This is a genomic window from Faecalimonas sp. LCP19S3_D12 (assembly GCF_052121495.1).
In the GTDB taxonomy this organism is placed as follows: domain Bacteria; phylum Bacillota; class Clostridia; order Lachnospirales; family Lachnospiraceae; genus Faecalimonas.
On the sequence record NZ_JBQKED010000031.1, the window covers coordinates 1 to 21673 of the forward strand.

At 44.1% G+C, this 21673-nt stretch carries 15 protein-coding genes; all 15 read left to right on the forward strand.

The window, feature by feature from the left end:
* Positions 1-157: 157 nt before the first annotated feature.
* The 15 genes from ACTQXY_RS10265 to ACTQXY_RS10335 all read left to right on the forward strand — a co-directional run bounded on the left by ACTQXY_RS10265 (position 158) and on the right by ACTQXY_RS10335 (position 21649).
* Positions 158-1534, forward strand: coding sequence for a TrpB-like pyridoxal phosphate-dependent enzyme (locus tag ACTQXY_RS10265; RefSeq protein WP_441659363.1), 1377 nt, complete (start codon positions 158-160; stop codon positions 1532-1534).
* A 63-nt stretch (positions 1535-1597) separates the two neighbouring features.
* Positions 1598-2263, forward strand: coding sequence for a response regulator transcription factor (locus ACTQXY_RS10270; RefSeq protein ID WP_441659364.1), 666 nt, complete (start codon positions 1598-1600; stop codon positions 2261-2263).
* An 89-nt stretch (positions 2264-2352) separates the two neighbouring features.
* Entirely contained in the window at positions 2353-3267 is a 915-nt protein-coding gene (locus tag ACTQXY_RS10275) for an ATP-binding cassette domain-containing protein (RefSeq protein ID WP_441659365.1), read from the forward strand.
* On the forward strand, positions 3260-4084 hold the full coding sequence (locus tag ACTQXY_RS10280; protein WP_441659366.1) for an ABC transporter permease: 825 nt from the start codon (positions 3260-3262) through the stop codon (positions 4082-4084). Before ACTQXY_RS10275 ends, ACTQXY_RS10280 begins: the two co-directional genes overlap by 8 nt.
* Before the next feature lie 17 nt (positions 4085-4101).
* Positions 4102-5013, forward strand: a complete 912-nt coding sequence (locus ACTQXY_RS10285) for an ATP-binding protein (RefSeq protein WP_441659367.1) — start codon at positions 4102-4104, stop codon at positions 5011-5013.
* A gap of 127 nt (positions 5014-5140) precedes the next feature.
* A complete protein-coding gene (locus ACTQXY_RS10290) occupies positions 5141-6457 on the forward strand; it encodes a solute carrier family 23 protein (RefSeq protein ID WP_441659368.1) in 1317 nt (438 codons plus the stop codon).
* 121 nt (positions 6458-6578) lie between these two features.
* Positions 6579-8618 (forward strand): UvrD-helicase domain-containing protein, encoded by a 2040-nt coding sequence (locus ACTQXY_RS10295; RefSeq protein ID WP_441659369.1) that lies wholly within the window; start codon positions 6579-6581, stop codon positions 8616-8618.
* Positions 8619-8638: 20 nt separating this feature from the next.
* Positions 8639-9619, forward strand: coding sequence for an alpha/beta fold hydrolase (locus ACTQXY_RS10300; RefSeq protein ID WP_441659370.1), 981 nt, complete (start codon positions 8639-8641; stop codon positions 9617-9619).
* 19 nt (positions 9620-9638) lie between these two features.
* Positions 9639-10688 (forward strand): 16S rRNA (cytosine(1402)-N(4))-methyltransferase RsmH, encoded by a 1050-nt coding sequence (rsmH, locus tag ACTQXY_RS10305; protein WP_441659371.1) that lies wholly within the window; start codon positions 9639-9641, stop codon positions 10686-10688.
* Between the two features lie 106 nt (positions 10689-10794).
* Positions 10795-12021 (forward strand): [Fe-Fe] hydrogenase large subunit C-terminal domain-containing protein, encoded by a 1227-nt coding sequence (locus tag ACTQXY_RS10310; protein WP_441659372.1) that lies wholly within the window; start codon positions 10795-10797, stop codon positions 12019-12021.
* Positions 12022-12106: 85 nt separating this feature from the next.
* Complete coding sequence (fliB, locus tag ACTQXY_RS10315) at positions 12107-13276, forward strand: flagellin lysine-N-methylase (protein WP_441659373.1); 1170 nt, start codon at positions 12107-12109, stop codon at positions 13274-13276.
* Between the two features lie 11 nt (positions 13277-13287).
* The gene (locus ACTQXY_RS10320; RefSeq protein WP_441659374.1) at positions 13288-14502 is read left to right on the forward strand and encodes an exonuclease SbcCD subunit D C-terminal domain-containing protein; all 1215 of its coding nucleotides are present in this window, start codon (positions 13288-13290) and stop codon (positions 14500-14502) included.
* A complete protein-coding gene (locus ACTQXY_RS10325; protein WP_441659375.1) occupies positions 14489-17569 on the forward strand; it encodes an SbcC/MukB-like Walker B domain-containing protein in 3081 nt (1026 codons plus the stop codon). Before ACTQXY_RS10320 ends, ACTQXY_RS10325 begins: the two co-directional genes overlap by 14 nt.
* 75 nt (positions 17570-17644) lie before the next feature.
* A complete protein-coding gene (locus ACTQXY_RS10330; RefSeq protein WP_441659376.1) occupies positions 17645-20329 on the forward strand; it encodes an HAD-IC family P-type ATPase in 2685 nt (894 codons plus the stop codon).
* 42 nt (positions 20330-20371) lie between these two features.
* The gene (locus ACTQXY_RS10335) at positions 20372-21649 is read left to right on the forward strand and encodes an L-serine ammonia-lyase, iron-sulfur-dependent, subunit alpha (protein ID WP_441659377.1); all 1278 of its coding nucleotides are present in this window, start codon (positions 20372-20374) and stop codon (positions 21647-21649) included.
* Positions 21650-21673: the final 24 nt, after the last annotated feature.

Sequence of the window (21673 nt, forward strand, 5' to 3'; positions counted from 1 at the left end):
TTTGTAAGATATTCATAAGTCTATTATGCAGGAAAAAGGAAGAAAAAGAAACCCCCTAACCCCTCAAGATTGAGGGGAAGGGGAGCTGAATAGGCGAAGCCTATTTTTTATATACCCCTTATTTTGCAGATTTCATATTGAAAAGGAGATAAATACAATGAGCGAACGAAAAATCCCTTATAAAATCTATCTGGAAGAAAATGAGATGCCAAAGACATGGTACAATATGCGTGCGGATATGAAGAACAAACCGGCGCCGCTTTTGAATCCGGAGACGTTGCAGCCGATGACAGAAGAAGAACTCTCTGTTGTGTTCTGCAAAGAGCTGGTGGAACAAGAATTGGACAACGATAACAGATACATTGAGATTCCGCAGGAGATACAGGATTTTTATAAGATGTACCGTCCGGCACCTCTTGTAAGAGCATATTGTCTGGAAGAAAAACTACAGACCCCTGCAAAGATTTACTATAAATTTGAAGGGAATAATACGAGCGGAAGTCACAAATTGAATTCCGCCATTGCGCAGGCGTATTATGCGAAGAAACAAGGATTGAAAGGTGTTACGACAGAGACGGGAGCAGGACAGTGGGGAACGGCACTTTCGATGGCGTGTTCTTATCTCGGCTTAGACTGTAAAGTATTCATGGTGAAATGTTCTTATGAGCAGAAACCGTTCCGGCGAGAAGTGATGCGCACCTACGGCGCGAGCGTGACACCGTCGCCGTCGATGGAGACAGAGGTTGGGCGCAAGATTCTTGCAGAGCATCCGGGAACGACAGGAAGTCTTGGATGTGCGATCTCGGAGGCTGTGGAAGTTGCAGTGGGAAGTGAAGGGTATCGTTACGTGCTTGGAAGTGTTCTCAATCAGGTTGTACTGCATCAGTCAGTCATCGGTGTAGAAGCAAAACTTGCAATGGATAAATATGGTGTTACTCCGGATATTATTATCGGATGTGCCGGAGGTGGATCGAATCTTGGCGGATTGATCTCTCCGTTTATGGGAGAAAAATTAAGAGGAGAAAAGGATTATCATTTCATTGCAGTGGAGCCGGCGTCTTGCCCGAGTCTTACAAGAGGTGTGTTTGCATATGATTTCTGTGACACTGGTATGGTGTGTCCGTTGGCGAAGATGTACACACTGGGAAGTGGATTTATTCCGTCGGCAAATCATGCGGGAGGACTTCGCTATCACGGAATGAGTCCGGTGCTGTCACAGCTTTATGCGGATGGATATATGGAAGCAAGATCGGTAGAACAGACAGCAGTGTTTGAAGCGGCGGAGCAGTTTGCGAGAGTGGAAGGCATCCTGCCGGCGCCAGAGAGCAGTCACGCAATCAAAGTTGCAATTGATGAAGCGCTTAAATGCAAAGAGACAGGAGAGGAAAAGACGATTTTGTTCGGACTTACCGGAACTGGATATTTTGATATGTATGCGTATGAAAAATTCCACGATGGAAAGATGTCAGATTACATTCCGACAGATGCGGAACTGCAAACAGGATTTGATGGCATTCCAAATATTTCTTTATAATAAAATAGTGGGATATCATATTCAAAAACGGATACCAAGTGTATCAGGAGAAGGAATCAGAACATGAAACAGATTTTAATCGTAGATGATGATGTCAGCATCGGAGATATGCTGGAGGAGATATTAACAAAAGAGGGGTATGGCGTAAGCCGTGCGTATTCGGGGACAGAAGCATTATTGCTTCTGTCTTTGTCGAGACCGGATTTGGTCTTGCTGGATTTAATGCTGCCGGGATTGAACGGGGAAGAAGTGCTTCCAAAGATCAGTGGGATTCCGGTAATCGTGCTCAGCGCGAAAGTGGATGTGGACAACAAAGTAGATGTGCTGCTAAATGGTGCTGCAGATTACATGACAAAGCCATTTGACATAAAAGAGTTGCTTGCGAGGATTGTAGTACAGTTTCGAGATCACTCGCAGAAGACAGACGGCGATGTACTTGAGTTTGAAGGAGTTCAGATGAATACAGTATCGCATGTTGTCTCGGTGGAGGAACATGGTGTCCGCCTTACCAAAACAGAATATGCGATTTTAAAGCTTTTGATGCAGAATCCGACACAGGTGATCACAAAGTCTTTGATGCTTGACCGCATCAGCGAGGATACACCGGATTGTATGGAAAGTTCACTGAATGTCCATATCAGCAATTTAAGAAAAAAGCTGCGTGATGTGAACGGGCGGGATTATATTGAGACGGTGTGGGGAATCGGATTTAAGATGAAAGAAGTATAAATCTTTACGATTTCTTAATAGTTTTCTTAACGGTTTTCTTAATTGCTGTCCGATACAATATCAGTATCAAAGAAAGGGAGGCTGAATTTATGGACTATATTTTGACTACTGATAGACTCTGCAAAAATTATAAGAGATTTCGGGCGTTGGATGAACTTTCCATGCATGTGCCAAAAGGTGCAATCTATGGATTTGTCGGGAAAAATGGTGCAGGGAAGACGACGCTGATCCGTTTGATCTGCGGACTGCAAAAGCCGACGTCAGGAACCTATACGCTGTATGGGATGAGACAGACGGAATCGGAGATCGCAAAGGCAAGAAGGAGAATGGGAGCGGTTGTGGAGTCGCCATCAATTTATTTGGATATGACGGCAGAGGAGAATCTGAAAGAACAATACCGAATTCTTGGAATGCCATCTTTTGGCGGAATACAGGAGTTGCTGGAACTGGTGGGGATTGCAAATACCGGAAAGAAGAAAGCTAAAAATTTTTCGCTCGGCATGCGCCAAAGGCTTGGAATTGCGATTGCGCTTGCTGGAGATCCGGATTTTCTTGTGCTGGACGAACCGGTAAATGGGCTGGATCCGCAGGGAATTATAGAAATGCGCGAACTGATCTTAAAATTGAACCGGGAGTATGGGATCACCGTGTTGATTTCCAGTCATATTTTGGATGAGTTGTCAAAACTTGCGACACATTATGGATTTATTGACAGAGGACACATAATAAAAGAAGTCAGTGCAAAAGAGCTGGAGGAGGCAGGCAGAAAATGTATTCGAGTGGGAGTGTCTGATATAAAAGCACTGGTGCGTACTTTAGATACGATGAAAATAGAATACAAGATCATCTCTGACAAACAGGCTGACGTGTATGCGAAAGTCAATGTGTCAACGTTGGCTTTGGAACTTGCAAAAGAGCAATGCGAAATTATTTCCATGCAAGAGCGGGATGAAAGTCTGGAAAGTTATTATATGAATCTGATCGGAGGTGACAAAGATGAGTAGATTGCTGTATGCAGGATTATATCGTCTGAAGAAGAACAAGGTGTATTGGAGTTCCTTTGCGGTGATACTGGCATATGGGACTTTTATCTACGTTTCACAGTATCATAATATGAGAAAATACGATTTTGAGTTTACGCTGGAAACTATTTTCTTCCAGTTTGCGATGCTGATGGGGGTTGTGACAGCTGTGGTTGTCAGTATGAATGTGGGGACGGAGTATGGTGACGGAACGATTCGGAATAAGCTGGTGCTTGGACTGTCCAGAACACAAATATATCTGTCTAATTTTCTTATTCAAGCAATTGGCGCGGTAGGGATAACTGTATGTGCCTATCTGCTGGGGTGTGCCATGGGGATTCCGATGTTTGGGATGCCAAAGCTCTCTGCTGGAATGATGTTTCAAATTGGGATAGTAACGATCTTGCTCTGTGTCGCTTACGTCTCTATTTTTAACATGATTACGATGAATATTTCAAGCAAGGCAAATGCAGCAGTATTTTGTATCTTACTTGCATTTGGAATGATGTTTTTTGCAGCGTATCTCATCAATTGTCTGTCACAGCCGGAATACATTGAACAGATGGTGATGAAAAACGGACAGATGGTGACCGAGACGGTCAAAAATACACATTATCTGACCGGAATGAAACGGGAACTTTATCAGAATTTGAGCGAATTGCTCCCAAGCGGACAGGCGATGCATGTAGCGGGGATGACCATAGCCCATCCTGTTCGTATGATGGTTTATTCACTTGTGGTGACTGTGGTGACAACTATTTGTGGAATAGGACTGTTTTTGAAGAAAGATATTAAGTAAAAGGAGTGTAGGGGCGTATGGAAGTGTGGCTGCTTGGAATCATTGTCTTGCTGAGCGGGTGTGTGACAGCGCTTTTGGTGAAAGTATATGTGATGCAAAAATCAGCAAGGGAGATGGAGGAGGCATTTACCGATCGAATCCGCAGTGACACGAATACGCTGATTGATATTTCTTCCCGTGATCGGTATTTGTGCAGTCTGGCTGCTTCCATGAACGTTCAGCTTAAAATGCTGCGAAAAGAGAGAAGGCGGTACCAGAAGGGAGACCGGCAAGTAAAAGATGCGGTTACGAATATTTCCCATGATCTTCGGACACCGCTTACGGTAATTTGCGGGTATTTGGATCTTTTGGAGGAAGAGGAAAAATCAGAGACGGTCGGAAGGTATCTTCAACTTATTCGAAACCGTACCGAGGTGATGCGGCAGTTGACAGAAGAACTGTTTTGCTATTCAATTGTGATATCAACGACGCACAATCTTTCTTATGAAACAGTGTCGCTGAACGCTGCTTTGGAAGAATGCATTTCTGCGTACTATGCAGTTCTGAAACATGCAGATATTTGTCCGACAATTTCTATGCCGGATAAGAAAGTAGTTCGAGCGCTTGATAAGAAAGCGTTGTCGCGTATTCTTGGCAATGTAATGAGCAATGCGGTGAAATATAGCGATGGGGATCTGAAGATTACGTTGACAGAAGAAGGAGAAATCATATGTGCAAACCATGCGTCTAAATTAAATGAGGTGGAAGCAGGGAAATTATTCCATCGTTTTTATACCGTTGAGGATGCCAGAAAATCAACCGGGCTAGGACTGTCGATTGCGAAAACGCTCACAGAACAGATGGGCGGAAGGATTTATGCAAGGTATCGGGACGGCAGTGTTTTCATTCATATTATCTTTGAAAAAGCACAACTTCCTGCTTATGAATAGCTATTAAAATAACTAATGGATAAGCTGTTTGTCAATCATTGACAATGTATCTAAACATTTCCTATAATGATATGCGGCAGTATCGGCAGAGAGTCGGTGCGAGACGAGTGAGAGGAGAACTATAGGAATGAAAACAGATAAGAAATATGCATCTGTCTTTGAATTGAATGGAATGCCGAAGTTTTCACAGGCATTTCCGCTTGCACTGCAGCATGTAGTGGCAATGATTGTTGGATGTGTAACCCCTGCGATCGTGATTGCAGGAGTGGCAGGATTAGAGGGGAACGATAAGGTTATTTTTGTGCAGGCAGCATTGTTTATTGCTGCAATTTCCACATTGATTCAGTTGTTTCCGCTTGGAGGAAAGATTGGTTCCGGTCTTCCGGTCATTATGGGTGTCAGCTTTGCGTATCTCCCAAGTATGCAGGCGATCGCAGGAAATTTTGATATTGCGACTATTTTAGGAGCGCAGTTGATCGGCGGTATGGTGGCTGTGTTTGTCGGAATTTTTGTAAAGAAATTGAGAGTGCTGTTTCCGCCGTTGATTACGGGAACGGTTGTGTTTACGATTGGTCTGTCATTGTATCCGACTGCTGTCAAATATATGGCAGGAGGAGCATCTTCACCGAATTATGGTGCATGGCAGAACTGGCTTGTCGGATTTATCACACTGGCAGTTGTAATTGCACTGAACCATTTTGCAAAAGGAATTTTGAAACTTGCATCTATTTTGATTGGTATGATTGTCGGATATATTGTGTCAGGATTCTTTGGCATGATTGATTTTTCAGCGGTAGGTTGGGCAGGAATGTTCCAAATCCCGCAGCCGATGTATTTCGGAATGAAATTTGAGGTATCTTCAATTGTTACAATGGTATTGCTTTTCGTGATCAACTCTGTGCAGGCAATCGGAGATTTTTCAGCGACGACAGGCGGTGGACTTGACCGTGAGCCGACCGATAAAGAGCTGTCAGGCGGTATTGTGGCATATGGTATCACAAATATTTTCGGATCGTTCTTTGGAGGACTTCCGACAGCTACTTTCAGCCAAAATGTGGGAATTGTTGCAACTACAAAGGTTGTGAACCGCATGGTGCTTGGACTGGCGGCAGTGATTATTCTGCTTGCAGGGTTCGTCCCGAAATTCTCAGCGCTGTTGACAACGATTCCGCAGTGTGTACTCGGAGGTGCAACGATTTCGGTATTCGCATCGATTGCAATGACAGGTATCAAGCTTGTCGTACAGCAGCCACTTACATACCGCAGCACTTCAATCGTTGGTCTTGCGGTTGCACTTGGAATGGGAATCACACAGTGTTCAGACGCACTTGCAAGTTTTCCGGCATGGGTGACAACGGTATTTGGAAAATCACCGGTTGTTGTCACAACAATCGTGGCAATTTTGCTAAATTTGATTCTTCCAAAAGAAGATAAAAAACAATAATAAAAATGGGTTAGATTCCGTTCGGAAAATGATTTTTCGGACGGAATTTTTTTGTTCATAACATAAAAGGATATGATATAATATAACATCAAGACAAAGAGCTTAGAAAATATGTAAGAGAATGGATGACAACATGAGTACAGATGGAACATTATTTTTAGAACAATTGACAGAAAAATTAAAATATCGTATAGAGGAACTGGAGACGGTCATTTCAGAAGGACAGAAAGATGTCGAGAGTATGCATGAATACTACTGGGAGAATTATACCGAGATGGACGAGTATGGGTATGAGAACTATGACAATCAGCAGGCATTGCTGCAGCAGGTGAATGCGAATCAGGACAAGCTTTTGTTAAAGCACCGATTTGAAAAAATGCTGGATTCGCCATTCTTTGGGAGAGTTGATTTTATCTATGACGGGGAAGATGAGGCAGAGTCGTTCTATATCGGGATTGGCAATTTTGCAGAGCGCACAGGGAGTGTGCCACTTGTGTATGATTGGAGAGCGCCCGTGAGCGGACTGTTTTATGATTTTGATCAGGGTCCGGCATCTTATGAAGCTCCACTTGGGACGATTGAGGGTGAGATTGTGTCAAAGTGGCAGTATAAGATTCGAAATGGCAGGATGATCTATGGATTTGAGAGTGATGTGAAGATCGATGATGAGATTTTAAAGCAAGAGCTTGGAAGTAATGGGGATGTGCAGTTGAAAAATATTGTGCGGACAATCCAAAAAGAGCAGAATGCAATTATCCGAAATACAAAAGACAAGATTCTCATCATTCAGGGAGCAGCAGGAAGTGGGAAAACTTCGGTGGCACTTCACCGGATCGCATATCTGTTATACCACGACAGAGAGCATTTGAAATCTTCGAATATTTTGATTCTTTCTCCAAACAGTGTGTTTGCAGATTATATCTCGCACATTCTGCCGGAACTTGGAGAGGAAAATATACAGGAGATGAGTTTTGATCTATTTGCATATAAAGAACTTAAGCATGTAGTCTCGGATTGTGAGGATAGATACCATCAGATTGAACGGCAGTTAAAGTGGATGACAGACGAGGAAGAAGAGAGGTACAGACAGAAGCAGTCAGCAGAATTTATCGGTCGGACAGAAGGATTTTTGGCGGGGCTGGAAGATGAATTGATGGATTTTTCCGAGATAGAATGGAAAGGGTTAAAAAAGACAGAGCAGGAGTTGATTGAGCTGTTTTATTTTAAGTTTCAAGATGTGCCTCTATTGTCGCGTATGGATGCGGTGATGGAATATGTGATCGATGAGTACGAGACACTCTATGATCGGACAGTCTCGGAAGAAGAATGTGAGATACTCAAAAACCGATTTATGGGGATGTATGTGACAAGAGATCTTTATGAGATTTATAATTGGCTGCTTGAGGAGGCAGGGTATCCAATCCTTCCGGAACGGTCTTACGAGAAACGCATCCTTCCGTATGAAGATGTATATCCGATGCTGTATTTGAAATATCGTCTGCAGCAGAAAACGTCAAGGCAAAAGATCAAACATCTGGTCATCGATGAGATGCAGGATTATTCTTATCTGCAATATTATATTCTGAAACAACTGTTTTCCTGTGATATGACGATTCTTGGGGACAGAGCGCAGACGATGGACGACAGAGAACAGGACGTGCTGACATTTTTGCCGGGGATATTTGGTAGACAGGTAAAGAAAATTGTGATGAACAAAAGCTATCGAAATACGATGGAGATTGCAGCATACGCAGGAGCAATTACCGGAATTCAGGATTTGGAGTTGTTTGAGCGGCATGGAAAAGAAGTGACCGAAGCAGTTTTTGAAAGGAGAGAGGATGCACTGGATGCATTGGAACAGGAACTGCGTCTTGCGGAAGATGCGTTTGAGACTGCCGCTGTACTTACATTTACTGAGGAGGAGGCAAAAGCAGTCTATGAGGAACTGAAGCATCGTGGAAAAGAGGCTGCCTATATAGACAGGGACAGTTCTGCTTTTCAAAAGGGACTGACGGTGACGACATTTTATCTTGCAAAAGGGCTGGAATTCGATCAGGTATTTGCAGTCTGTCCTGACAGAGAGGATGCACTTGCAAAGCAGGCGAGATATATCTGCGCGACGAGGGCGCTGCATGAACTTTATATGTATGAGATCAGATAAGCAGAAAGGAGAGACATGCGATGAAAAATGGTATTTTAAAAGAACAGGACTATCAGGAACAGATGGAACATGTTGTGGAGCCGTATTTGCATTCTAAAGAGCGGGAACTGTGGCTTGAAAGGGAGCACGGAAAAAAGATTTATGTAAGATGTTATCAGGCAAAGAAGGCAAAAGGAATTCTTTTGATCTCGCATGGATTTACGGAGACGAGTGAGAAATACAAAGAACTGATCTACTATTTTTTGAGAGGCGGATATCATGTGTATATACCGGAGCACTGTGGGCATGGGCACAGTTATCGTCTGGTGGAGGATCCGTCGCTTGTACATGTAGATTGTTACAAGCGTTATGTGGCAGATCTTTTATTTGTGGCAAGGACGGCGAAAAAGGAGCATAAAAATCTAAATCTATATCTGTTCGGGCATTCTATGGGAGGCGGCATTGCAGCAGCCGCAGTGGCAGCGGAGCCGAAATTATTCGAAAGACTGGTTCTGTCCTCGCCGATGATACGTCCTCTGAGCGGGAAAGTACCGTGGCATGATGCGAGAACCATTGCGATGGCTTTTTGTAAAGCAGGGCAGGCAAAGCGGTATGTGGCAGGACAGAAGCCTTACAGTGGACCGGGAAGGTTTGAAAATAGTTCGTCCACTTCAAGAGTTCGCTATGAATATTATCGGGCGAAAAAAGAACAGGAGCCGTTGTTTCAGATGAATGCGGCATCGTATGGCTGGCTTCATGCGGCAGCATGTCTGAACAGGGACCTTCAAAGAGACGGAGTCAGACGGATTCGAATACCGGTTATCTTGTTTCAGTCAGAACATGATCATTTGGTATCGAAAAAGGAACAGGTGCGGTTTATATTAAAATTGAACCAAAATGGAAATACAGATGCAAAGCTTGTGCGGGTACCTGGGACAAGACATGAGATATGGGGAGCAGATGAGAAGATTTTAAGAGGATATTTTGGAATGCTCTTCCGGTTTTTATCGGAGCAAAAATAAAACAGACAAAGGAGAATATATGGAAAATCAGGAAAAACAACATAAACGGCGAGTGCGCTATAAAGGCACCCACCCAAGAAGTTATAAAGAAAAGTATAAAGAGCTGAATCCGGAAAAATATCCGGAGACCGTTGAAAAAGTAATCGGAAAGGGTGGGACTCCGGCAGGGATGCATATTTCCATCTGTGTAAAAGAAATTTTGGATTTTTTCCAGATAGAGCCGGGACAGAAAGGGCTGGATGCAACCCTTGGATACGGAGGGCACACATTGGAAATGTTAAAATGTCTCAAAGGTGAAGGGCATCTGTATGCGCTCGATATCGATCCGATTGAGTCGGTGAAGACAAAAGAGCGTTTGAAGAACCTTGGATATGGAGAAGAGATGCTTTCTATCCGTCATTTGAATTTTGCAGACATTGATCAGGTTGTCGAAGAAGCCGGACCGTTTGATTTTATTCTGGCGGATCTTGGAGTATCGTCCATGCAGATTGACAATCCGGATAGAGGATTTACATACAAAAGCGAAGGACCTTTGGATCTGCGTCTGAATCCGGAAAAAGGAGAATCTGCGGCAGAACGCTTAAAGAATGTGACGGAAGATGAATTGGAAGGAATGCTTGTGGAGAATTCGGATGAACCATATGCGGCAGAGATTGCACAGTTGGTTATGAAAAAACTCAGACAGGGAGAAATGATTGACACGACAACTAAATTGTATGAGACGATAGAGGAGGCGCTTTCGTTCATTCCGGAGAAAGAACGAAAAGAGGCAGTGAAAAAGTCCTGCCAGAGAACTTTTCAGGCACTTCGAATCGATGTAAACAGTGAGTTTGAAGTGTTGTATGCGCTGATGGAAAAGCTTCCAAGCGCTCTGAAAAGTGGTGGGAAAGTGGCGATTTTAACATTCCATTCCGGGGAAGACAGAATTGTGAAGAAGGCATTCAAGGAGTGGAAAAAGGCCGGTGTTTACAGTGAGATTGCAAATGATGTCATCCGACCGTCCGCAAAGGAATGTGTTCGCAACAGCCGGGCGAAATCAACGAAGATGAGATGGGCGATCAAGGCATAAGAAGCAAGAAAAACAGATGGGGATTATTAAAACAATTGAGGCAGTGTGATAAAACGAAGCTTTTTTGCTCATAATAGTATTATGATCAGAAAAGAGAGGAAATCCTATGAAAACATTTCAGGAATTATACGAAGATTTGCTGAGGCAAAAAGTTTCGGTGGAGGAGCTGCTGCCGAGGGAATATGATCCAAAGCATCTGGATTGTCTTTTGCATCCGGAAGAATACGCACCTGTTATTTCGACGGATACATGCACAGATTGTTTCGAGAGAGCGTGCCAGAAAAGCTGCATATTTGATGCGATTGAGACAGGAAAAGAAGGAGAGCTTTTTATCAATCCATCACGTTGTGAGGGGTGTGCCGCCTGCATAGACGTATGTAAATCCAATCATCTTGCAGCAAGTAAAGATGTGCTTCCGGCGATGAGAGCGGTGCGAAATGCAAGTGGTCCTGTTTATCTGATGGTTGCGCCGGCATTTTCTGGACAGTTTCGCGGGCATGTGACGGCGGGAAAATTAAGAAGTGCGTGCAAAGCGCTTGGATTTACCGGAATGGTGGAGGTGGCATTGTTTGCAGATATTCTGACACTGAAAGAGGCGCTGGAGTTTGAACGACATGTCAGAGAGCCGGGAGATTTTCAGCTCACAAGCTGTTGCTGTCCGGTTTGGATTGCAATGATCCGAAAGAGGTATCACGAGTTATTACCGCATGTTCCGGGGGCAGTCTCTCCGATGGTTGCCTGCGGACGTTTTTTGAAGCGAATCCACCCGGATGCGGTGACGATATTTGCAGGTCCTTGTCTTGCGAAGAAAAAAGAAGCAAAAGAGCCTGATATTGCTGATGCGGTAGATTATGTGCTCACCTTTCAGGAAATGCAGGATATATTTGATGCGGCAGAGATTTCTTTGGAAGAACTTCCTGAAGAGGAAAAAGAACATGCTTCGAAAGCAGGCAGGCTGTATGCGCGTACAGGCGGAGTGAGTCAGGCAGTGGAAGAGATGGTGCGGCAGCTTTCGCCGGATGGGAAGATCAACGTTCACTGTGAACAGGCGAATGGAACAAAAGAGTGTATGGAGATGATGAGGCGCATTCAAAATAAAGAGACGGATGCGAATTTTTTTGAGGGGATGGGATGCGTTGGCGGCTGTGTGGGAGGTCCGAAAGCAATCATAGACAGTGAAAAAGGGAAGCGGTATGTGGACGAGTATGCAAAAAAATCAATCTACCAGACGCCGCTTGAAAATCCTTATGTCCGAAAACTGCTAGAGGAGCTTGGATTTGAAACCGTGGAAGAACTTTTGGAGGACAACACGCTGCTGACCAGAGAATTTTAGCGGCGTTAGTAGCGAAAAAGCCTGTTTTATTGTATAATACTAGCGTCGGTATACACTAAATGGTGAAAAATAGAAAGGACACGTTATGAAATATACAATACCACATTATTTTGAACAATTTCGATGTACAGCAGCAGAATGTGTGGATACCTGCTGTGCAGGATGGGCGATTATGATTGATGAGAAATCATTGGAAAAATATAAAAATACAGAGGGGGCTTTGGGAAACCGCCTTCACAATTCAATTGACTGGGAGGAAGGAAGTTTCCAACAGTATGAAAAAAGATGTGCATTCTTGAACGAAGAAAATCTCTGTGATCTGCATTTGGAGGGCAGCGAAGAGATGTTGTGTGACACGTGCAGAAATTATCCGAGACATATGGAGGAGTTTGACGGTCTGCGGGAAGGATCTCTTTCGCTGTCTTGTATTGAGGCGGCGAAGATTATTTTAGGGTGTAAGGATCCGGTTCAGTTTATTACGATGGAAGATGACACCGAGGATGAAGAAGATGAAGAGTTTGATTTTTTGTTGTTTACAAAATTGATGGATACACGAGAGGCGATTCTTAAGATGCTGCAAAACAGGGAAGTCGATATTTGTGTACGCATGGGGATGGTCTTAAATCTCTCGAAAGAAATCCAGATTGCGGTGGATCACGGGGAATTATTCCAGATTGATGAGCTGTTGAAAGATTTCGGAGAGATGGATTCTTTGCTTGAGATGCAAAAACAGATCGGAGAAGATCCGATTGGAGAAAATGAATACTGTAGCGAGATGCGCAAGATGTTTCGCACACTTTCAAAATTAGAAGTGCTGAAAGAGGATTGGCCAGATTATGTAAGAAAGGCAGAGCGGCTTTTGTTTGGGGAAGGACAGCGAGAATATCTTGAAAGGCATAAGGAGTTCCACAAAGCGATTGGATTAAAAAGTGCCTCCTACGATGTGTGGTCGTGTCTGTTGGAGCAATTGATGGTATACTTTGTGTTTACCTATTTCTGCGGGGCTGTTTATGATGATCACATTCTTGGAAAGATGCAGACAGCAGTGGTTAGTACCATATTGATTCAGGAATTGGCGCAGGCGGTTTGGCAGGAGAAACAGGAAGGGTTTACATTTATGGATTTTGTAGATGTGGCACACCGTTACTCCAGAGAAATTGAACACTCTGATATCAATCTGCTGCGGCTTGAAAAACTGTTTGATAAGCTGCCACTGTTTCAGCCAAAACAATTGATTCGTATTTTATCTGTATAAGGAGAGGATATATGAGACTGATACATACAGCAGACTGGCATCTTGGAAAACATATTGAAGGTCATAGCCGTCTGGAGGAACAAGAACTGTTTTTAGAGGATTTTGTGGATATCGTGAAAGAAAGAGATGCAGATGTTGTTCTGATTGCCGGCGATATCTATGACTCCTCGAATCCACCAGCGAAGGCGGAGCAGTTGTTTTATGATACACTGAAAAAGATTTCGGAGGGAGGCAGAAGACTTACGATTGTGATTGCGGGCAATCATGATAACCCGGAGCGTCTTGTGTCGGCGACACCGCTTGCGATGGAGCATGGCATTATCATGGTCGGAACACCAAAGACGGTGATCCCAAAAGGGCAGTATGGAAGCTGGAAGGTTTGCAGAAGTGGAGAAGGATACATCAGGATTGAGAGAGAATCTGAGCAAGCGGTCGTTTTGACCGTGCCGTTTCCAAGTGAAAAAAGGCTGGAAGAGGTACTTTATTCGGAGATGGAATCGGAAGAAATACAATTGGAAACGTATAATGAGCGGCTGAGATGTCTGTTTGACAGACTGGCAGATCAGTTTGAAGAAGAGACGGTCAATATCATCGTCTCTCATTTGTTTGTAATGGACAGTTTGGAAGAAGGTTCTGAAAGAAGCATACAGCTTGGAGGAAGTTATCTGGCAGATCCGGATATTTTTCCGAAGCTTGCAGATTATGTGGCGCTTGGGCATATTCACAGACCGCAAAGTATTCCGGGACACCCAAATATTCGCTATTCCGGTTCACCGATCGAGTATCGGAAAGGAGAAGAACGTTACCAAAAACAGGTGCTGTGTGTGGATATCAGAAAGGGCGAATCGATGAAAGTTGAGCCGATCGAATTAAAACAGTACAAACCAATCGAGGTGTGGAGATGCACGAGTATATCGGAGGCAATCATGGTCTGCGAGGAGAATCGGGCCAAGAACTGCTGGGTGTACTTGGAAATTGAGACAGAGCGCGCCATTTTGGAAGATGAGATCAAGAAGATGAAGCAGACGAAAAAGGATATCCTGGAAATCCACCCGATCTTGCGGGAAAAAGACACAGAAGAGGCAGAGACATCGTGGAAGGATCGTCCATTTCCGGAAGTGTTTGCAGAGTTTTACAGACGGGAACGTGGTGCGCAGATGTCTGAAGAGACGCGGGATATGCTGTTAAAGCTATGTAAAGAGGAGGAGCCGCATGAGACCGATTAAATTAAAGATCAAAGGGTTAAACAGTTTTGTGGAGGAGCAGACAATTGATTTTGAAAAACTGACCAAACAAGGTTTTTTTGGAATTTTTGGTCCTACGGGAAGTGGGAAATCCACAATTTTAGATGGAATGATTCTTGCACTTTACGGAATGAAGGCAATGTCACGGGGAACGAATGAGTTTGTAAATAAAAATTGTAAGAGTGCGCAGGTGAGTTATGAATTTCAGATTACTGCGGCACAGGTAAAGCGTTACCGGGTGGAGCGTGAGTTTAAAGCAGGTGAAAAAGGGACAAAATCCGGAAAATGCAGACTTTTGGATGTGACAGATGGAGAGACTGTATTAGAAGAATCTGTGACAGGTGTGGATCGTGCCTGTGTGGAGATTATCGGTCTGACTGCAGATGACTTTATGCGGACGGTTGTTTTGCCACAAGGGAAATTCAGTGAATTTTTAAAGGTGAGTGGAAAAGACCGAAGAGAAATCTTAGAGCGCCTCTTTCGTTTGGAGGAGTATGGTGTGCGTCTGGAGGAACGCATCGCCTCTGCAATCAAAAAAGAGCAGTCAGAGCACACAAGACTCTGCGGACAGGCGGAGGTCTACGGAGACTGTAGTGAAGAAGAGCTAAGAGATGCACGGGAGCGAAAAGATAACTATCAGACGGAGATTGAGTTGCTTGAAAAGGCATTGCGGGAACGTCGTAAAGAGGCAGAAATTTATAAAGAAATATGGAATCTTCAAGAAGAACAGCAGTTATTAAAGCAGAAAGAGAAAATGCTTTTTGAAAAGGAACAAATCATTGAAGAGAAAAAAAAGAGCCTGACGTTGTCTGATAAAGCGGGACATGTCATGCCTATTCTTCGTTCGGTGACTGAACTGGAAGATAAAGAAACAGAACTTTTGCAGAAATTGGAACAAGAGACGGCGCGGTATGAAAAACGGAAAGAAGATGTCAAAGTAAGACAGGAACATTTTTCCAAACTGGAGACAGAAAAGGAGTCAAAGGAGTCAGGACTTCTCACCTCGATTGAGCGGGCAAAAGAAGCGCTAAAGGACTATCGGGAACTGCCCCAATTGCAAAAAGAGCAGAACTGCAGCGAAGCATTGTGGAATGAGAGCAGAACACAGGAGCAATCGCTCAAAGAAAAGGTACAAAAGACCCAACTGAAAAAAGAGTCGCAGACAGAAGAATTGCGAAAAACAGAAGAAATGCTGAGTCAGTGTATGGTCACAAGTGAATACAGGGAAGCGTTGGAACAGTTTATGCTGCGCTACAATGAACTGACCGGCATTTTGAGGGAGCGAAAGGAAAAAGAGCAGAAGACAGACCGGAAGAAAGCCCAGTTGCAGGCACAAAAGCAGGAGATTGTCGCACTGAAAGAAAAGATGACGGTTCTCGAAAAGGAGCTGGAGCTTTGGAAAGAAGAGGAAGCCGAGTTCAATAAAGATATGGAGCAGACTCAGATTTTGAATCTGCGGAAAAAACTCAAAAGCGGAGAGCCTTGTCCAGTCTGTGGTTCTCGTCATTTTGTATATGAAGAAAGTGACGGTGGAGAAGAAAAAGGACAGGAAAGTATTGATTTAGAAAAACTAGAGATATTAAGAAAGCAAATTGAGGAGCGGGAGAGCGTTTATAAAGCAGTCGAGCAGGAATATCAAGTGAAGCAGAGCCTTCTCCTTGCAGCACAGGAAGAATACAAGGAGCTTGAGGAAAAAACAGCAGCGATTGCAAAGGAGATGGAAGAGAAAAAAAATTCTTTGCAGGAAGAGCTTTTAGCATATGGCATTCAAAGTCTGAAAGCGGAAAGAGAGCGCGTGCGAAATCTGGATCAGGAAAGAGAAAAACTGGAAATTGAGCGAAATCGCATGTATAGACAGCAGACAGAAGTTGAGCAGATATTAGGTGCAGTCCAGGAGGAATGGAAAAACAAGGAGCAACAGACAAGACAATTGGAGATGCTGCTTATCCCGCTAAAAGAAAAAGTGACACAAAAGCAGGAGCAGATTCGGGCAAAGATTGGGACAGAGACAAATCCGGAAGTCTATTTGCAGACACTGGAAAACAGCCTTTCGAACCTGCGCAAGACATATCAGGAGGCAAAGCGCAAAAAGGAAGAAGCGGAGAATTTACTAAAACAAAGTGAAGAAGTATGGCAGATTTTGCAGGGCACAAAGACAGGTAATGAAGAAGCACTGAAAAATGCCCGCACATATCTGGAAGAGGAACTAAAACAGCAGGGATTTTTGAACCGGGAAGAAGTGAAAAAGGCATTATTAAGTAAAGAATGTCAGGAAAGATATCTGGAAGAGATTGAGGAATATGTGCGGCAGATGCAGCAGACACAGGCACAGATTGAGAATGTCGAAAAGCGTCTGGCTGGAAGAAAGATAGAAAAAGAGATTTACGAGGAAGCAGTAACAAACTGTGAGATGCTGGACCGTGAAAAAAGGGAGAAAGAGGAAATACTGATTGCGACCAGACAAGAGATTAAAAGAATGGAGGAACACCTAAAGCAGCAGTCTGAAATTCGAAAAGTGCTCTCAGAGATTGAACACCATCTTGCGATTTTGGAAGACTTAAGAAGTGTGACAAGAGGGAAACGATTTGTAGAGTTTTTGGCGACAGAACGTCTGCGATATATTTCTAAAAGCGCATCCAAACGGTTGTATGAGATCACAAATGGCAATTATGAGCTGGAGATTAATGAGGATGGAGAATTTATTATTCGGGACAATAAGAACGGAGGCGTACGCAGACAGACTGCCACATTATCAGGAGGTGAGACCTTTGTCACTTCCCTGGCATTGGCACTTGCGCTGTCGGCGGAGATTCAGTTAAAAGGGACAGCTCCGCTTGAATTGTTCTTTTTGGATGAAGGTTTTGGCTCGTTGGATGATATGCTGCTTGATATCGTAATGGAGTCGTTGGAAAAGATACATAATGAGCACTTAAAAGTGGGGATTATCTCCCATGTGGAATCCGTAAAAGCACGAGTGCCAATTAGACTGATGGTGACTCCTGCTGAGACCGGAGTTAGTGGAAGCAGAGTAAATATCGAATATTCATAATCTGTACTGCTTGGACATACAGTAGTAAAACAGCCGATCATAGCTGTGAGAAAGCAAAAAGCGAGGAGGAAATGTATGTTTGAGCAAAAGTCGGCAAAGGAGACGATTCTAGAGCTCCATAGCAGTGCGGACAATGGATTGAGCGAGGCAGAAGCAAGAAAAAGACTGGAACAAAATGGGAAAAATGAACTGAAAGAAGGAAAGAAAAAATCTGTGGCGGAAGCATTTTTTGAGCAGTTGAACGATCCGCTGATCTATGTACTGCTTGTGGCGGTGATTATCTCGTTGCTGCTTCACGAGGTAAGTGATGCGATGATCATTCTTGTTGTAGTTACAGTAAATGCAGTTGTCGGCGTCATTCAGGAAGGAAAAGCGCAGAAAGCTTTGGAAGCGCTCAAAGGACTCACGATTCCAAAAGCCATCGTAAAACGTGAAGGAAGAAAAAGGGAGGTTTTATCCTCAGAACTGGTTGTGGGGGATATTGTATACTTGGATGCGGGGAGGCAGATTCCTGCGGATCTTCGTCTGCTGGAAGCCGTCAGTATGAAGGTGGAGGAGTCTGCATTAACAGGGGAGTCACTTCCGGTGGAAAAGGATGCCTTGTTTCAGGCAAATCAAACATGTCCGGTCGGTGACCGGAAAAACATGGCATATATGTCTACTGTGGTCACATATGGAAGAGGAACAGGGATTGTCACTGCAGTAGGAATGGATACAGAGATTGGGAAAATCGCAGCGATGATTGACGAGGCGCCGCAGGAACTTACGCCGCTTCAAAAAAGGCTTGGGGATCTTGGAAAGCTTCTGAGTATTGTGGCTGTGGTTCTTTGTGCAGCGTTGTTTGCGATTGCTGTGATACAGAAGCGAGATATAGCGGATATGCTTATTACAGCGATATCGCTCGCCGTGGCAGCAGTGCCCGAAGGTCTTCCGGCTGTGGTGACAATCGTACTGGCGTTGAGTGTCTCGAAGATGGTAAAGGTCCATACGATTGTCCGAAAGCTTCCTTCCGTGGAGACGCTGGGGGCAGTCGGTGTTGTCTGCTCGGACAAGACCGGAACGCTGACACAGAATAAGATGTCAGTCACAGCATGCTATGTAGATCAGCATATGTGTGATGCAGGCCAAGCAGATGCAAGAAAAAATCGTGAATTTCTGGAATGCTGTGTGCTGTGTAATGATGCAGCGGTTTCTGAGACAGAGCGAATTGGCGATCCAACCGAACTGGCATTAGTGGATTTTGCAGAAGCACATCATTTGAATCCAAAAGAACTTCAGACAGACATGCCGAGAATCAATGAGGTATCCTTTGATTCCAAACGGAAAATGATGACGACACTTCATCAAAGCCGACATGGAAAGATTTCTTATACAAAAGGGGCGGCAGACCGGGTAATTTCCAAATGTACACATATTCTGATCAATCAGAAACGGATTCCGCTTACCGATACACATAAGAGGCAGATCACGATCGCGATGGAAGAGATGTCGGCGCAGGCGCTTCGGGTTTTGGCTATTGCCATGTGCCCGAATGTGACGGCGCCGAAAGAGGAGGGGCTTACATTTCTTGGGCTTACGGGAATGATAGACCCGGCGCGACCGGAGGCAAAAGAGGCGGTTCGGACGTTTCGGGAGGCATCGGTAGATACAATCATGATCACAGGAGACCACGTTGATACAGCATTTGCCATTGCAAAGCAGCTTGGAATTGCGAACAAAATGAGTGAGTGTATGACGGGAGAAGAATTAGAGCGGTTGTCTGCCGGTGAATTGCAAAGAAAACTAAGACAGACAAAAGTGTTTGCCCGTGTGGCACCGGAACATAAGGTGCAGATCGTAAAAGGCTTAAAAGCTTCCGGGAAGATTGTGGCAATGACAGGGGACGGGGTCAATGATGCCCCGTCTCTGAAAGCGGCAGATATCGGCATTGCCATGGGAGAGTCAGGAACAGATGTGGCAAAGAATGCATCCGATATGATTTTGACTGACGATAATTTTGCGACAATCGAAAAGGCGATTGAAGAGGGAAGAGGAATCTATGAAAATATCCGGAAATCCATTTTGTTTTTGCTGTCTTCCAACTTTGGAGAGATTATCACCATGTTTCTGTCTATTTTATGCGGACTTGCGTCTCCGTTAAAGGCAAGCCATATTTTATGGATCAATCTGATCACCGATTCGCTGCCGGCATTGGCTTTGGGCGTTGATGAAAACGATAAAAAGAGTTTGATGAGAAGACCTCCAAGAAAAGTACAGGAGAGTTTGTTTGCAAACGGAGGACTTTCTTGCACATTGTTTTATGGAGTGCTGATCGCAGGAATCAGTCTGACTGCATTTTTAAAGCTGCCGCTGGAACTACTGACTGCAAGAAACGCAGTTGTAAGTTTAGAAAACCTGATGGTTGTACTGAAATCTCCGGAAGTCTTAAATCGGGCACAGACATATGCGTTTACCGTGCTCGGCTTATCACAGCTTTTTCATGCAGTCGGTATGCGGGATGTGCATAAGTCTGTATTTTGTATGGATCACAGTGCAAACAAATTGATGATAGCTGCATTTTTCGCAGGGTTTGGGCTTCAGATACTGGTGACTGAGATCCCTTATATGGTGGAGATTTTTGGAACGGCAGCTTTGTCGATGGGAGAGTGGATTCAGCTTATTATTTTGTCTGCATTTCCGCTTATCGCGCATGAAATTATGGTACTGTTTTCAGTGGGAACAGTATTTGACCACCGCAGAGAAAATGTGGTATCCTATTAGAAAATAAAGAGATGTTTATTAAAAAAGGAGGGGAAAGTACCTATGAAAAAAGAAGATGTAAAGTATGGCGCGTACGTTCAGATTTTGAAAGAGGAGCTGGTTCCAGCAATGGGGTGTACAGAGCCAATCGCACTTGCATATGCCGCGGCGAAAGCAAGAGAAATACTGGGGAGTATTCCGGATAAGGTTGTGATTGAAGCAAGTGGAAGTATCATCAAAAATGTAAAAAGCGTCATTGTGCCAAACACGAATCATCTGAAAGGAATTTCGGCGGCTGCCACAGCGGGAATTATTGCGGGAAGAGCGGAGAAAGAACTGGAAGTGATTGCGCAGGTGACAGAGTCAGAGATTGAGCAGATGAAACAGTTTTTGCAGACAGCGGATATCAAAGTTGTACATGCAGACAATGGAATCACATTTGATATCATCGTGTCAGTTTACAAAGGAAGCTCCTATGCGAAAGTCAGAATTGCGAATTATCACACGAATATTGTGCTGATGGAAAAAAATGGAGAAGTGCTCTATGAAATAGCAGTCGAGGGAGAAAAGGAAGAGGGATTGACAGATCGAAATCTTTTGAATATGAAAGATATCTGGGATTTTGCGATGACTGTAGATGTGAAAGATATAAAAGAGACGTTAGACAGACAGATTGCATATAATACGGCAATTGCGGAGGAAGGCTTGAGAGGAGATTATGGCGCAAACATTGGAAGTGTGCTTTTGGATACGTATGGAGATGACATTCGGACAAGAGCAAAGGCAAAGGCGGCGGCAGGATCTGATGCAAGAATGAACGGATGCGAACTTCCGGTGATCATCAATTCAGGAAGCGGCAATCAGGGAATGACTTCGTCTATTCCTGTCATTGAATATGCCAAAGAGTTCGATGCGGATGAAGATACCTTGTACCGTGCGCTTGCTTTGTCAAATCTTGTTACAATCCACCAAAAGACAGGAATCGGACGTCTTTCTGCATACTGTGGAGCAGTCAGTGCCGGAGCCGGAGCAGGTGCTGGAATTGCATATCTCTGTGGAGGAGGTTATGAAGAAGTGATTCACACAGTTGTCAACGCACTTGCAATTGTCTCTGGGATTGTCTGTGACGGTGCGAAGGCGTCCTGCGCAGCGAAGATTGCATCTGCGGTGGATGCCGGGATTTTAGGCTATAATATGTATAAACGAGGACAACAGTTCTATGGCGGTGACGGAATTGTCACACGAGGAGTGGAGGGGACGATTCAGAATGTGGGACGTCTCGGAAAACAGGGAATGAAAGAGACCAACGAAGAAATCATCAAAATCATGGTCGGTGAATAGAATAAAGAGTGAGAAAAGAAAAGG

What these genes read in the sequence shown, in the direction of transcription:
- ACTQXY_RS10330 (WP_441659376.1), top strand. Translation starts at nt 17,645, where the DNA reads ATGTTTGAGCAAAAGTCGGCAAAGGAGACGATTCTAGAGCTCCATAGC.
- ACTQXY_RS10265 (WP_441659363.1), top strand. Translation starts at nt 158, where the DNA reads ATGAGCGAACGAAAAATCCCTTATAAAATCTATCTGGAAGAAAATGAG.
- ACTQXY_RS10325 (WP_441659375.1), top strand. Translation starts at nt 14,489, where the DNA reads ATGAGACCGATTAAATTAAAGATCAAAGGGTTAAACAGTTTTGTGGAG.
- rsmH (WP_441659371.1), top strand. Translation starts at nt 9,639, where the DNA reads ATGGAAAATCAGGAAAAACAACATAAACGGCGAGTGCGCTATAAAGGC.
- fliB (WP_441659373.1), top strand. Translation starts at nt 12,107, where the DNA reads ATGAAATATACAATACCACATTATTTTGAACAATTTCGATGTACAGCA.
- ACTQXY_RS10280 (WP_441659366.1), top strand. Translation starts at nt 3,260, where the DNA reads ATGAGTAGATTGCTGTATGCAGGATTATATCGTCTGAAGAAGAACAAG.
- ACTQXY_RS10320 (WP_441659374.1), top strand. Translation starts at nt 13,288, where the DNA reads ATGAGACTGATACATACAGCAGACTGGCATCTTGGAAAACATATTGAA.
- ACTQXY_RS10295 (WP_441659369.1), top strand. Translation starts at nt 6,579, where the DNA reads ATGGATGACAACATGAGTACAGATGGAACATTATTTTTAGAACAATTG.
- ACTQXY_RS10335 (WP_441659377.1), top strand. Translation starts at nt 20,372, where the DNA reads ATGAAAAAAGAAGATGTAAAGTATGGCGCGTACGTTCAGATTTTGAAA.
- ACTQXY_RS10300 (WP_441659370.1), top strand. Translation starts at nt 8,639, where the DNA reads ATGAAAAATGGTATTTTAAAAGAACAGGACTATCAGGAACAGATGGAA.
- ACTQXY_RS10290 (WP_441659368.1), top strand. Translation starts at nt 5,141, where the DNA reads ATGAAAACAGATAAGAAATATGCATCTGTCTTTGAATTGAATGGAATG.
- ACTQXY_RS10285 (WP_441659367.1), top strand. Translation starts at nt 4,102, where the DNA reads ATGGAAGTGTGGCTGCTTGGAATCATTGTCTTGCTGAGCGGGTGTGTG.
- ACTQXY_RS10270 (WP_441659364.1), top strand. Translation starts at nt 1,598, where the DNA reads ATGAAACAGATTTTAATCGTAGATGATGATGTCAGCATCGGAGATATG.
- ACTQXY_RS10275 (WP_441659365.1), top strand. Translation starts at nt 2,353, where the DNA reads ATGGACTATATTTTGACTACTGATAGACTCTGCAAAAATTATAAGAGA.
- ACTQXY_RS10310 (WP_441659372.1), top strand. Translation starts at nt 10,795, where the DNA reads ATGAAAACATTTCAGGAATTATACGAAGATTTGCTGAGGCAAAAAGTT.